The organism is Streptomyces sp. NPDC025651 (assembly GCF_055558735.1).
The window spans coordinates 52,178-65,203 of the sequence record NZ_JBVHLZ010000015.1; the positions used below are offsets into that span (position 1 = coordinate 52,178).

A 13,026-nucleotide genomic window follows, 5' to 3' on the forward strand; every position below is an offset into this window, starting at 1 on the left:
CAGCCGGGACCGGGACCCCGTCCCGGCTGCGTCGGCGGCCGTCGGCGGGCGAGAGCCAGGGCAAGGGTGAAGGCGCTCGGCGCCGACGGCGCTGCCGACCCCGGCGGCTCGGGCGGACGGTGCCGCCGGTCCACGGTGACCCGCTCCATGCTCGGTGGACACCCCTGGAGCGTATGCCTGCCGAGAAGCGTCCTCAGCGGCATGGGGCAGGGTGGGAGCACGATGGCGATGGGCGACGAGCCGGGTCTCGGGGAACTGCTCCTCACGTTTCTGGTGATCGGGGGCGCTGTGACTGTGATCGGCGGGGTGGTGATTCTGTCGCTCGTCGGGCTGACGATGTGGGTGACGGCGCCGTTGCGGCGGCGCAGGCGCGACGCGTCCGACGACGGCTAGTCCAGCCCGCCGCCCGCCGCCCGCCGCACCCCGCACGTCCGCCCGCCCTGTCGCTGCCGCTCCTGGCCGCACACCAAAGCCCCGCCGGTGACGGCGGGGCTTCAGAGGCGGTGGTCAGGAGTCGTCGCGCTTCAGGGAGTCCTTCACGCCCTCGGCGCGGTCCTTCAAGGAGTCCATCGCGTCCTTGACGCCGCCCTTGGCCTGGTCCGTCCGGCCCTCGGCTTCCTTGCGCTCGTCGCCGGTGACCTTCCCGAGCATCTCCTTGGCCTTGCCCTTGAGCTTGTCCATGTTGCCGTCGTCACCCATGACTACTCCCTACGGTGGCGGTCGGGTACCCGATCAACGTAGGCCGGGAGCCCGCCCCTCGCCTGTTGGAAGGTCGCGCTCCGTGACCGCCGTCCACGTCGTGGAACCCGAAGCCGAGCGGCGCGAGCCGGCGGCTCTAGGCCGTGTCCCCGTCCGGCTCGGGGTGGCGCAAGCGGCGCTTCAGCTCGGCCTCGACGGCGAGCCGCGACTCCCTGGACTCGGCGATCTTCGCCTGTGCTTCCTTGGCGGCTTCGAACCACTCGACCCAGGCGGCGTTCCACTCGGCGTGCTGCTCCGCGGTCCACTCGGACGTCGGCACTTTCTCTTCGGTGCCGTCCAGGAGCTTGCGTGTGCCGAGACGTTTCTGCACGTCAAGGAGGCGAGCGTGCGCCGCGTCAGCGGCCTGCTGCAGATCAGTCAGTTCAGTTGAGAGTTCAATCGCCACTGCGGAATCTTAAGCCGCCTCCACGACTTCTTCACGTACCCCGCCCGGTCACCCCGCCGATTCCCCCGCGTGCGGACTCAGCGCCCCGGTCGCCACCAGCACGATCAGGACGATGCCGAGCAGGATCCGGTAGTAGACGAACGGCATGAAGCTCTTGGTCGTGATGAACTTCATGAACCACGCGATGACCGCATAGCCGACCACGAAGGCGATGATCGTGGCGAAGATCGTCGGGCCCCAGGAGACGTGGCCCTCGCCCGCGTCCTTCAGCTCGTAGGCGCCGGAGGCGAGGACGGCGGGGATGGCGAGGAGGAAGGAGTAGCGGGCCGCGGCCTCGCGGGTGTAGCCCATCAGGAGGCCGCCGCTGATCGTGGCGCCCGAGCGGGAGACGCCGGGGATCAGGGCCATGGCCTGGCAGACGCCGAAGATCAGGCCGTCTTTGACGCCCAGTTCCTTGAGGTCCTTGCGGCGGCGTACGGCGCGGTGCTTGCCGCCCGTCTCGTCGCGGGCCGCCAGGCGGTCGGCGATGCCGAGGACGATGCCCATCACGATCAGCGTGGTGGCGATCAGGCGGAGGTCCCGGAAGGGACCCTCGATCTGGTCCTTGAGCGTGACGCCGAGGACGCCGATCGGGATGGAGCCCACGATGACCAGCCAGCCCATCTGCGCGTCGTGGTCCGAGCGCGGCACCTTGCCGACGAGCGAGCCGAACCACGCCGAGATGATGCGCGCGATGTCCTTGCGGAAGTAGATCAGCACGGCGGTCTCGGTGCCGATCTGCGTGATCGCCGTGAACGCCGCCCCGGGGTCGTGCCAGCCCGCGAACGCCGCGGTCAGCCGCAGATGCGCGCTGGAGGAGATCGGGAGGAACTCGGTCAGTCCCTGGACGAGCCCGAGGATGAAGGATTCAAGCCAAGACATGAAAGCTGCGCCGTCCAAGTAACTGTGGTGTGACTGAGGCGGAATGCCGGGGCACGAGGGGTGATCATGTCCCTCGTCGTGGGGGCAGCGTAGCGGGCTTGGGTTACGAGACCGTGGGAGGGCCGACCCGGATCACTTGGGCGGCGTCGCGGAGGGGCCCGCCGCCGTCCACCCCGGCGTCTGGGGATGCGCCGTCAGATCGTCGTGGCGGACCGCCTCGCCGCAGGCCGAGCAGGTCACCACCGGGGCCAGTTCGTGGCCGCAGGAGTGTTCGAGGATCATCGGGCGGCCGTCCTCGCCCCGCAGGTGGCGGTCGCCCCACGCCATGAGGGTCATCAGGACGGGCTCCAGTTCGAGACCGGCCCGCGTCGGCCGGTACAGGAAGCGCCGCGGGTGCTCGCTGTAGGCCACCTTCTCCAGGACGCCGGCCTCCACGAGGCGGCGAAGGCGCGTGGCGAGGACGTCGCGGGGCGCGCCGATGTTGCGTACCAACTGGTCGAAGCGCTCGTTGCCGAGGCACACCTCGCGCAGCACGAGCAGGGAGTACTTCTCGCCGACGAGGGCGAGGGCGTCGGCGATGGAGCAGGGGCGCGGATCCTTCATGCGCGCAGTCTAGGGGGCGGAGAGGAGAGGGTTTGAATTTCCAACTCACCTCGCTATGGTGAGTTTGGATTTCCTACTCACTGGTAGCCGAAAGAGGCCGCACCATGCGTGACGCCGTCGTCGTCGAAGCCGTACGCACCCCCGTAGGCAAGGGCAAGCCCAACGGCGCCCTCGCCTCCGTCCACCCGGTCGAGCTCCTCGCCCACACCCTGCGCACCCTCGTCGAACGCACCGGGATAGACCCGGCCCTGGTCGACGACGTGATCGGCGGCACCGTCGACCAGGTCGCCGAGCAGGCCATGAACACCACCCGCTACGCCGTCCTGTCGGCCGGCTTCCCCGAGTCCGTGCCCGCCACCACCGTCGACCGCCAGTGCGGCTCCTCGCAGCAGGCCGTGCACTTCGCGGCGCAGGGCGTCATGTCGGGCGCGTACGACGTGGTCGTGGCCTGCGGCGTGGAGTCGATGAGCCGCGTACCGATGTGGTCGAACGTGCCCCCGGGCGCCGACCCGTTCGGGCCCGGCGTCGCCGCGCGCTATCCGGAAGGGCTGGTCCCGCAGGGCATCAGCGCCGAGCTCATCGCCGCCAAGTGGTCCATCGGGCGCGCGCGCATGGACGAGTTCGCCACGGCCTCGCACCAGCGGGCCGCCCGCGCCTGGGACGCCGGTCTCCTGGACGCGGAGACCGCGCCGATCGCGGGCCTCACACGCGACGAGTCCGTACGCCCCGCCACCACCCCCGAGGTCCTCGCGGGGCTCAAGCCCGCCTACTACGACCCGCACTTCGGCGAGCGCTTCCCGCAGATCGACTGGTCGGTGACGGCAGGCAACTCCAGCCCCATCAACGACGGGGCGTCCGCCGTCCTCATCACCACCAGCGAGAACGCCGCCCGCCTCGGCCTGCGCCCGCTCGCCAGGCTGCACAGCTTCGCCGTCACCGGCTCCGACCCGCTGCTCATGCTCACCGGCATCCTGCCCGCCACCGAGAAGGTGCTGCGCAAGGCCTCACTGACCCTCGACGACATCGACCTCTTCGAGGTCAACGAGGCCTTCGCGAGCGTCGTCCTCGCCTGGCTGCAGGAGACCGGCGCCGACCCGGCGAAGGTCAACGTGCACGGCGGTGCCATCGCGCTCGGCCACCCGCTGGGCGCCAGCGGCACCCGCCTGATGACCACGCTCGTCCACGCGATGCGGGCCCGCGGCGCGCGCTACGCCCTGCAGACCATGTGCGAGGCGGGCGGCCTCGCCAACGCGACGGTCCTCGAAGCCCTGTGACGGATTCGCGGTGACGGGTCAGCGGCCGCGCAGGTGATGGCGCTTGAACCACGCCACCGCCACCCCGCCGAGCCCCGTCACCGCGATGAACCCCATCGCGATCAGGAAGGCGGGCGACGTCGGCGTCGACGCGCGGGCGCCCGCGACGACGTACGCGGCCGTGTTCGGGATCGAGCCCAGGCCCGTGGCGAGCAGGAACGGCAGCCAGCCCATCCGGGACACCGCCGCGCAGTAGTTCGCCGCGGCGAACGGCACACCGGGAAAGAGCCGCACCGCCAGCATCGACCGGAAGCCGTGCCGGCTGAGCTGGCCGTCCGCGGCCTTCAACCAGCGGCCCCGCAGCAGCGGCCGCAGCGCGTCCTGGCCGAGCATCCGGCCGAGCCCGAAGGCGATCCCCGCGCCGAGCACCGTGCCCGCGATCGCCGCGACGAGCCCCGCCTGCGAGCCGAAGAGCGCGCCCGCCGCCAGATTGAGCAGCGGACGTGGCACGAACGCGGCGGTGCACGCCCCGTACGCCACGGCGTACAGGGCGACCGCCGTGGCGCCGCCGAGCTGCGCCGGCCACCCGTCGGACAGGATCCGCTGCGGTTCGAAGAGCAGCACGCACGTCCCGGCCGCGGCGAGCAGCACCACGAGCAGGGACAGCCGCGACCACGGCGACAGCAGGGCCCTGGTGCAGCGCACGGCGAAGCCCTGCGGGCGGGCGGTTGCGGTCTCGAACATCCGGGAAGACTAACCGGCTCATGTGTCTGATCGCCGTATGGTGCGTCTCATGAGCGTCACAGTCCCGGGAAGTGACCTGGCCGACACGGTCCTCGAACGGCTCGTCGCGAGCTACTCCGCGGCGGCCGATCCGCGGCGGGCCGTGCGGATGAAGGCGTACATGAAGGACGTCGCCCCCTTCCTCGGCCTGAGCTCGCCCGAGCGGCGTGACCTGGCCCGCGCCGTCCTCGCCGGGACCCCGCGCCCGGACGAGGCGGACTGCGCGGCTCTCGCGCTGCGCTGCTGGGAGCTGCCCGAGCGCGAGTACGCCTACTTCGCCGTCGACTATCTGCGCCGCCACGTGAAGCGCTGCTCGTCCGGCTTCCTGCCGGTCGCCCGGCACCTCGTGACGACGCACTCCTGGTGGGACACCGTCGACCTGCTCGCCGCGCATGTCGTCGGCGGCCTGGTCGCGGCCGACCCGGAGCTGCGGTCCGTCATGGACGAGTGGATCGAGGACGAGAACCTGTGGGTGGTCCGCACCGCCCTGCTCCACCAGCTCCGCCACAAGACGGCCACCGACGCCGACCGGCTCTTCGCCTACTGCGTGCGCCGGTCCGGGCACCCCGACTTCTTCGTCCGCAAGGCGATCGGCTGGTGCCTTCGGGAGTACGCCAAGACCGACCCGGACGCGGTGCGCGCCTTCGTCGAAGCGGAGCGGGGCAGGCTCGCGCCGCTTTCGGTGCGGGAGGCGCTGAAGAACCTCTGAGTCCCGCCCCGCTCTTCGCGCGTCCCGAGCGCAACTCTTCGGCACGGGCGCGCCGTTGCGGGCCGAAATTCATTCGACGCGCCCGCGTCCTTGGGCAATGATCGGCGTCATGTTCCGGCACGCCTTCCTCACAGATACGCCCGCAGTCGCGGGCGCGGTGAAGGCTGCCGTCCTCCCCGTCGCCGCATTCGACGGCGCCCGAAGCTGACCCTCTCCGGACATTCCGGCGGACCCCGCAGGGGGAGGGTCGGCGCGGTACCGGGGTCCCCGCCTCATCCAAGGAGGCCATCACTCTTTGTTCCTGGAAGGAACAGCCATGCCCAAGACGGCATACGTACGCACCAAGCCGCACCTGAACATCGGCACCATGGGCCACGTCGACCACGGCAAGACCACCCTGACCGCCGCCATCACCAAGGTCCTCAGCGAGCGCGGCACCGGCACGTTCGTGCCCTTCGTCCGCATCGACCGCGCGCCCGAGGAGGCGCAGCGCGGCATCACCATCAACATCGCCCACGTCGAGTACGAGACGGACACCCGGCACTACGCGCACGTGGACATGCCCGGCCACGCCGACTACGTGAAGAACATGGTCACCGGGGCCGCGCAGCTCGACGGGGCGATCCTCGTGGTCTCCGCGCTCGACGGGATCATGCCGCAGACCGCCGAACACGTGCTGCTCGCCCGCCAGGTCGGCGTCGACCACATCGTCGTCGCCCTCAACAAGGCCGACGCGGGCGACGAGGAGCTCGCCGACCTCGTCGAGCTGGAGGTCCGCGACCTGCTCTCCTCGCACGGGTACGGAGGGGACTCGGTCCCCGTCGTCCGCGTCTCCGGCCTCAAGGCCCTGGAGGGTGACCCGCGGTGGACGGCCGCCGTCGAGGCGCTGCTCGACGCCGTCGACACGTACGTGCCGATGCCCGAGCGATACCTCGACGCGCCCTTTCTCCTGCCTGTCGAGAACGTGCTCACCATCACCGGGCGCGGCACCGTCGTCACCGGTGCGGTTGAGCGCGGCACGGTCCGCATCGGCGACCGCGTGGAGGTGCTCGGCGCGGACACCGAGACGGTGGTCACCGGCCTGGAGACCTTCGGCAAGCCCATGGAGGAGGCGCAGGCGGGCGACAACGTGGCGCTGCTGCTGCGTGGTCTGCCACGCGACGCCGTACGACGCGGCCATGTCGTCGCGGCGCCCGGCAGCACCAGTCCGAGCAGGCGCTTCACCGCGCAGGTGTACGTCCTGTCGGCGCGCGAGGGCGGCCGCACGACGCCGATCGCCACCGGGTACCGGCCGCAGTTCTACATCCGCACCGCGGACGTGGTCGGCGACGTCGACCTCGGCGAAGCGGCCGTCGCCCACCCCGGCGACACGGTCACGATGACGGTCGAACTCGGCCGTGACGTACCGCTGGAGACGGGCCTCGGCTTCGCGATCCGCGAGGGCGGCCGCACCGTCGGCGCGGGCACCGTGACGGGTCTCGCCTGACGGGCCGCACCCCCTCCCGTCCGCCCCGGGGGAACCGGACCCCCGGGGCGGAGGGGCACAATGGAGGGCGTGGACGAGCATGAGTTCGAGGGTCAGGGCGAGGGCGGGAGCGAGGCCGAAGCCGTGCCCGTGCTGCGCGAAGTCGACCACGGCACCGCCAAGTTGATGCCCGACGTCGACCGGCCGCGGGCATGGTTGCTGACCGTGGACGGGGCGCCTCAGTCGTACGTGGACCTGGACGCGCCCACGCACCTGGAGTTCGAGTACGCCCAGCGGCTCGCCCACGTCCTGGACACCGCGGCCGAGCCGGAGCGCCCGCTGGACGTCGTCCACCTCGGCGGGGGAGCCCTCACCCTGCCCCGCTACCTCGCCGCCACCCGCCCCGGCTCCCGGCAGGACGTCGTCGAGGCGGACCGCGGGCTGCTCCGACTGGTCACCGAGCGGCTGCCCTTGGCGGAAGGGAGCGGCATCGCCGTGCACGGGGCCGATGCCAGGGCGTGGCTGGACTCCGCGCCCGACGACAGCGCCGACATCCTGGTCGCCGACGTCTTCGGCGGCTCCCGCGTGCCCGCGCACCTCACCACGGTCGCGTACGCGAGGACCGCCGACCGCGTGCTGCGCCCCGGCGGCCACTACACCGCGAACCTCGCCGACGGCGCGCCCTTCGCCTTCCTCCGCTCCCAACTGGCCACCTTCGCCCAGGTCTTCGAGGAGCTCGCGCTGATCGCCGAGCCGTCGGTGCTGCGCGGGCGCCGGTTCGGGAACGCGGTGCTCGTCGCCTCGCACGCGCCGATCGACGTGGTGGCGCTGGCCCGGCGCGCGGCGTCCGACGTCTTCCCGGCGCGCGTGGAGTACGGCGACGCGCTGCGGCGCCTCATCGGCGACGCGAAGGCTGTCCGCGACGAGGACGCGGTCCCCTCACCCGAGCCGCCCGACGGCGCCTTCAGCATCGGTTGAAGCCACCTGCGCGCCCGCGGCCGCCACTTCCTTCGTGCGCCGCGTCAGGTGGCGCACGTCGGGGACGAAGAGCACCGCGGCCGTCACCATGACCACCAGCGCCGCGCATCCCCACAGCGAGGGCGTGCGCCCGAACGCCGACTCCGCGGGCCCTGCGAGCGCGGTCGCCAGGGGCACCATCGCGATCGAACCGAACCAGTCGTAAGCGGCGACGCGCGACAGCTTCTCCTCCGGGATCTCCTGGTGCATCGCGGTCATCCAGGAGACGCCGAACACCTCGATCGCCACTCCGGTGACGAACATCACCGCGACGAGCCCCGCGACCGGCAGCGGCACCGCGAGCGCCGCCGAGGGTGCGGCCAGCGGGAAGACGCAGAGGGTGCCCGCGAACAGCAGCCGCCGCGGCTTCCACCGCATCATCAGGATCGCGCCGCCGACCGTGCCCGCCCCGAACGCGCCGAGCGCCAGGCCCCACGGCCCCGCGCCGCCCAGTTCGTCGCGCGCCACCAGCGGCCCGAACACCGACTCGGCGGCGCCGACCACCGCGACCACCACCGAGAACTGCGCCACGATCGACCACAGCCAGGGCCGCCCGGTGAACTCCCGCCAGCCGTCCCGCAGATCGGCGAGGAGTCCGCCGCCGGGGGCGCGCTCCGGGATGTGGCCGACGTCGAGGAAGGAGCGCAGCGCACCGGCGACCGCGAACGCCGCGGCGTCCACGGCGAGCACCCAGCCGGGCCCGATCGCCGCGACCATCAGGCCGCCGAGCGCGGCACCGCCCAGGCCCGCGCCCTGCATCGCCATCCGGTACAGCGCGAACGCCCGGCTGACCTGTTCGCCGCTGACCGACGACATCAGCATGCCCTCGGCCGCGGGCCCGAAGAAGGCCTGGCCGATGCCGCCGAGGCCGGTGAGCAGCATCATCTGCCACAGCTGCGGATCGCCCGCGATGACGAGCACGGCGAACGCCGCCTGGGAGAGGCAGTTGAGGGCGTTGGCGGCGACCATGACGTGGTGGCGCGGCAGCCGGTCGGCGACGGCGCCGCCGATGAGCAGGAAGAGGACCAGCGGCAGTGTGCGCGCGGCGGCCACCAGTCCGACGTCACCGCCGTCGCCGCCCGCCTCCAGAACCGCGAACGCCGCCGCGATCAACGCCCCGTGGCTTCCGAGGTTCGTCACGATCGCGGCGGCGGTCAGCAGTGTGTAGTTGCGGCCCGCCCAGGCGGGCTTGCGGCGCGGTGCGGGGGCGGGAGTCGTCATCCCGGGACTATCCCCGGCAGGAGTCCGACTTGCCAAATGGATTCTCCCGCCGCCCGCTCCGCACTGCGGGGTCAGTACCTGCGCAGGTGACCCGAGTAGGCGTAGCCGGTCTTGGAGCTGCCCACGTGGTCGACGTGGTACCAGACATTGCCCTTGCTGTTCACGCACCGCTGGGTGGTGACGACCTTGGCCCCCGCGTTGAGGAAGCCGCGGAGCGGCGAGCTCTCGTGGATCCAGTTCCGCAGCGGAGTACCGTCGATGGTCTTCATGCGCTGGCTGTCCGCGTTGCACTTGAAGTCGGCCGCGGAAGCGGAGCTCGCACCGGCGACGGGAACGGCGGCCGCCAGCGCGGCCGCCACGGCGAGTCCGGTCATGACTCGGCTCTTCATGTTCTTCCCCTGTATCGATCTTGAGTTGGCGTGTCGACGCACTCCGGAACCCGAAGCCGAACCCGAGTTGAACCCGGACTCGGCCGGAGTGCGTCTGATCCGGAGTGTGTCTGATCATGTATACGACATGACTCAGGACTCGTCGGACGCGGCCTCGCTCCACCGCACGGTGGCGAGAATCTTCTTGACCGTGGCGTCGGAGATTTCCTCCTTGACGCCCTTGGCGCCGTAGAGGGTCCAGGCCACGTACTCGCCGGCCTCGTTCTTGAAGCCGAACGTGGTGGCCTTGCCCTCGGAGTCGCACTTGGCCGACGTCGCGGCACCGGACGTCGTCGACGTCGCGAGGCTGCCCTTGATGCCGGACTTGGTGGTGTAGTCCTCGATCTTGCCGATCTTGATCTTCTTCTTGTCGGCCTTGGTCTGCTCGGTGTAGCCGCCGAAGACCCACCAAGCCGAGTCGTTGCGCGCGATGTCCTGGGTGTTCTTGGCGCCGTTCTGGCCCTTCGTGCCGACCGTGGCGAGCGACGTGTCGTCGGGCTCGCCGTCCTTGTCGTCGTCGGACGTGCACCACTTCTCTTTGTAGACCGCGGGCGCGGACATGCCGATGATGGTCTTCGCGCCCTTGTCCTTGCGGTCGTCGAAGGCGATGAAGGTGTCCGGCGTCTCGACCTTCCAGTCGGGAGGCACGTCGAAGGCGGTGCCCCACTTGGGGTTCACCACGACCTGCCAGCCGGGGATCGTGGCCTTGTCCACGCCGCCCTCGCCGCGGGCGTTCCCGTCGTCGCTCGCCGTCGGGCTCGGCTTCTTCGACACGGACTTCGAGGGCTTCGCGGGGCCCGCCTCGTCGTCCTTCTTGTCGTCGCCGCCACCGAGGACCAGGAAGCCGGTGACGCCGGCCGCCACCAGCACGGCGAGCGACGCGACGATCGCGGTGATCTTCGTCTTGTTGTCGCCGCCACCGCCCTGGCCGCCGCCGTTCAGCTGCTGCGTCGGCATGGGCGGCGGTGTCGGCGCCGCCCACTGCGACTGCTCGGGCTGCGAGAAGCCGCCCGACTGCGGCTGCTGGTAGCCACCCGCCGGGGGCTGCTGGTAGCCACCCGCGGGCGGCTGCTGCTGGTACCCCGGCTGCTGATAGGGATTCGGCTGCTGGTACCCCGGCTGCTGGTACGGGTTCTGACTCTGGTCCTGCGGGTTCTGCTCGCCCCCGGGCGGCTGCTGTTCTGGCCACATGGCCAGTAACCATAGAGGTGCCGGGGGCCCCGGTGCCACGGGCGCCCCCGCGGGACGGGGCACCGGAGCGCCGGGGGTGTGGGGAGCGTACGGAGAAAGCGGCCGAAAGCGTCAGGATTCCGTGGGCTCGCCGTGGGTGCGCACCGTGCTCAGGATCTTCATCACGGTCGCCTCGGGGATCTCGTCCTCGACTCCGGTGGCGCCGTAGAGGCTCCAGGCCACGTAGTCGCCCGCGGAGTTCTTGAAGCCGAAGGTGATCGCCTTGCCGTCCGTGGCGCACTTGCCCCGCATGGGCGTGTTCTTGGACCTGGCCCAGGCGATGCTGCCCTTGATGCCGGACTTCGTGGTGAACGGCTCGGCCTTCTCGTCGGAGGTGAAGCTCTTCTTGTCCGGCTGCGTGTAGGCGGCGTAGATCCACCACCCGACCTGGTTGACCGCGACCTCGTCGGTGTTCTTCGCGCCCTTGGCGCCCTTGGTCCCCACGGCCGCGAGTTCGTGGTCCTCGGTCCTGCCGTCCTTGTCGTCGTCGGCGGTGCACCACGTGGACTTCAGATACGCGGGCGCCGACATGGTCATCAGCGGCTTGCCGGTCTTGTTGTCCTCGAAGGCGATCGCCGAGCCGGGGTTCTGGATCTCCCACTCGGGCGGTACGTCGAAGGCGGTGCCCCACCTGGGGTTCACGACGACCTTCCAGCCCTTGACGGTCGGCTTGAGGCCGTTGTCCGTGCCGCGCTCGCTGTCGTCGCCCTCGCCGTCGCCCGCGGGGGCGCTCGGCTCCTTGGCCTCGGGCCGCGCGGGGGAGTCGGCCTTGGTGTCCTTGTCGTCGCTGCCGCCGAGCACCAGGAGGCCGGTCACTCCGGCGGCCACGACCACGGCCGCCGCCGCCACGATCGAGATGATCTTGACCTTGTTGCGGCCGCCGCCGCTTCCGCCGCCCCCGGCAGGGGCCTGCGGCACGCCTGCCGGGACGGTCGGCGTGCTCCACTGCCCCGGCTGCCCGGCCGCGGGCTGCTGGTAGGGGTTGGGCGCCTGATATCCCGGCTGCTGATAGGGATTCGGCTGCTGGTACCCCGGCTGTTGGTACGGGTTCTGACTCTGGTCCTGCGGGTTCTGCTCGCCCCCGGGCGGCTGCTGTCCTGGCCACATGGCGGGAAACGATACGGGGAACGATCACGCAAGATCACAGCCGCCCCGGGGGAGCGGAACACGCCGCTCCCCCGGGGCCCGTCAGCTCTCGCCCGGCTCGTACTCGCGCACCGTCGCGAGGATCTTCTGCACGGTGGCGTCCGGGAGTTCGTCCGCGACGCCCTTGGCGCCGTGGAAGGACCAGGAGGCGAACTCGCCGCCGGAGTCCTTGAAGGCGAAGACCGTGGCCTTGCCGTCGGAGTCGCACTTGTCCCGCTTCGCCGCGCCCTGCGAACTGGCGCTCACCAGGCTGCCCTTGAGGCCCGACTTGGTGGTGTAGGGCTCGACGGGGCCGGTGGTGACCTTGCTCTTGTCGGGCTGTGTGTACGCGCCGTAGACCCAGCCGGTCGCGTCCTTGCGGGCGGCCTCCTCGGGGCTCCTGGCGCCGCGGTTGCCGCGCGTGCCCGCGGAGGCGAGGGACGTGTAGTCCTTCTCGCCGTCCTTGTCGTCGTCGCTCGCGCACCACTTCTCCTTGAAGTGCGCGGGAGCGGCGTACGCGGCGAGGAACTCGGCGTTCTCGTCCTCGGCGTCCTCGGCCTCCACGACACCGCCGGCCCAGTCCCTCGACTCCAGGGACCAGTCGGCGGGCACGTCGAAGGCGATGCCCCGCTTGGGGTTCACGACGACCTTCCAGCCGGGCACGGTCGGCTCGGGCATCCCGTCGCCGGTACGGGGACGGGAGTCGTCGGAGGCGGTCGGGCCGGGCGAGGCGGAGGACGTGGCGGGGTCGGGCTTCGCGGTGTCGTCCTTGTCGCCGCCGAGGAGCAGGAAGCCGGTGACGCCCGCGGCGACCACGACGGCGCCGGCCGCGACGAGGGCGACCAGCTTGGTCCTGTCGCCGCCACCGCCACCGCCGTTGCCGCCCCGCGGAGGTTCGGGCGCGGCGCCCTGCGGGGTGCCGGGCACCGTCGGGGCGTTCCACGGAGCCTGCTGCTCATAGGGGTCGGGCTGCTGGTACCCCGGCTGCTGGTACGGGTTCTGCCCCTGGTTCGGCTGGTTCGGCTCGCCCCCGGGCGGCTGCTGTCCTTGCCACATGGGCGTCAACGATAGGTGACGGTGATCTCCGTGGCGGAGGGTCCTGGATCTCCGCGGCGGAGGCCCTGGCC

At 71.4% G+C, this 13,026-nt stretch carries 15 protein-coding genes; 5 read left to right on the forward strand and 10 right to left on the reverse strand.

Annotated features, from left to right (window positions below):
* The first annotated feature begins 222 nt into the window (after positions 1-222).
* A complete protein-coding gene (locus tag ACZ4D5_RS37915) occupies positions 223-393 on the forward strand; it encodes a hypothetical protein (RefSeq protein WP_467777023.1) in 171 nt (56 codons plus the stop codon).
* A 114-nt stretch (positions 394-507) separates the two neighbouring features.
* Here ACZ4D5_RS37915 and ACZ4D5_RS37920 read toward each other — a convergent pair whose 3' ends face one another.
* The 4 genes from ACZ4D5_RS37920 to ACZ4D5_RS37935 all read right to left on the reverse strand — a co-directional run bounded on the left by ACZ4D5_RS37920 (position 508) and on the right by ACZ4D5_RS37935 (position 2,668).
* Positions 508-699: a CsbD family protein gene (locus tag ACZ4D5_RS37920; protein ID WP_467777024.1), complete on the reverse strand. Its 192-nt coding sequence runs from the start codon at positions 697-699 to the stop codon at positions 508-510.
* Positions 700-835: 136 nt separating this feature from the next.
* Positions 836-1,069, reverse strand: a complete 234-nt coding sequence (locus tag ACZ4D5_RS37925) for a hypothetical protein (protein WP_467777025.1) — start codon at positions 1,067-1,069, stop codon at positions 836-838.
* A 123-nt stretch (positions 1,070-1,192) separates the two neighbouring features.
* Positions 1,193-2,065, reverse strand: coding sequence for an undecaprenyl-diphosphate phosphatase (locus ACZ4D5_RS37930; protein WP_467777026.1), 873 nt, complete (start codon positions 2,063-2,065; stop codon positions 1,193-1,195).
* Between the two features lie 132 nt (positions 2,066-2,197).
* Positions 2,198-2,668: a winged helix-turn-helix transcriptional regulator gene (locus ACZ4D5_RS37935; protein ID WP_467777027.1), complete on the reverse strand. Its 471-nt coding sequence runs from the start codon at positions 2,666-2,668 to the stop codon at positions 2,198-2,200.
* 104 nt (positions 2,669-2,772) lie between these two features.
* On the opposite strand from ACZ4D5_RS37935, the gene ACZ4D5_RS37940 reads away from it, so the two are divergent.
* A complete protein-coding gene (locus tag ACZ4D5_RS37940) occupies positions 2,773-3,942 on the forward strand; it encodes a thiolase family protein (RefSeq protein WP_467777028.1) in 1,170 nt (389 codons plus the stop codon).
* An 18-nt stretch (positions 3,943-3,960) separates the two neighbouring features.
* On the opposite strand, the gene ACZ4D5_RS37945 is transcribed toward ACZ4D5_RS37940, so the two are convergent.
* Complete coding sequence (locus tag ACZ4D5_RS37945) at positions 3,961-4,665, reverse strand: TVP38/TMEM64 family protein (RefSeq protein ID WP_467777029.1); 705 nt, start codon at positions 4,663-4,665, stop codon at positions 3,961-3,963.
* A gap of 49 nt (positions 4,666-4,714) precedes the next feature.
* On the opposite strand from ACZ4D5_RS37945, the gene ACZ4D5_RS37950 reads away from it, so the two are divergent.
* From ACZ4D5_RS37950 to ACZ4D5_RS37960, 3 genes are all read left to right on the forward strand, one after another.
* Entirely contained in the window at positions 4,715-5,413 is a 699-nt protein-coding gene (locus tag ACZ4D5_RS37950; RefSeq protein WP_467777030.1) for a DNA alkylation repair protein, read from the forward strand.
* Between the two features lie 316 nt (positions 5,414-5,729).
* Entirely contained in the window at positions 5,730-6,899 is a 1,170-nt protein-coding gene (gene tuf, locus ACZ4D5_RS37955) for an elongation factor Tu (RefSeq protein ID WP_467777031.1), read from the forward strand.
* A 60-nt stretch (positions 6,900-6,959) separates the two neighbouring features.
* Entirely contained in the window at positions 6,960-7,856 is an 897-nt protein-coding gene (locus ACZ4D5_RS37960) for a spermidine synthase (protein ID WP_467777032.1), read from the forward strand.
* Here the strand turns inward: ACZ4D5_RS37960 and ACZ4D5_RS37965 are convergent.
* From ACZ4D5_RS37965 to ACZ4D5_RS37985, 5 genes are all read right to left on the reverse strand, one after another.
* Positions 7,818-9,116, reverse strand: coding sequence for an MFS transporter (locus ACZ4D5_RS37965; protein ID WP_467777033.1), 1,299 nt, complete (start codon positions 9,114-9,116; stop codon positions 7,818-7,820). The two genes, ACZ4D5_RS37960 and ACZ4D5_RS37965, sit on opposite strands and share 39 nt — an antisense overlap.
* Positions 9,117-9,187: 71 nt before the next feature.
* Entirely contained in the window at positions 9,188-9,505 is a 318-nt protein-coding gene (locus tag ACZ4D5_RS37970; RefSeq protein ID WP_467777034.1) for a hypothetical protein, read from the reverse strand.
* A gap of 132 nt (positions 9,506-9,637) precedes the next feature.
* Entirely contained in the window at positions 9,638-10,735 is a 1,098-nt protein-coding gene (locus tag ACZ4D5_RS37975) for a DUF8017 domain-containing protein (RefSeq protein WP_467777035.1), read from the reverse strand.
* Positions 10,736-10,846: 111 nt separating this feature from the next.
* On the reverse strand, positions 10,847-11,881 hold the full coding sequence (locus ACZ4D5_RS37980) for a DUF8017 domain-containing protein (RefSeq protein WP_467777036.1): 1,035 nt from the start codon (positions 11,879-11,881) through the stop codon (positions 10,847-10,849).
* A gap of 81 nt (positions 11,882-11,962) precedes the next feature.
* Positions 11,963-12,955 carry a DUF8017 domain-containing protein gene (locus ACZ4D5_RS37985; RefSeq protein WP_467777037.1) on the reverse strand — a complete coding sequence of 331 codons (993 nt, stop codon included), beginning with the start codon at positions 12,953-12,955 and terminating at the stop codon, positions 11,963-11,965.
* Positions 12,956-13,026: the final 71 nt, after the last annotated feature.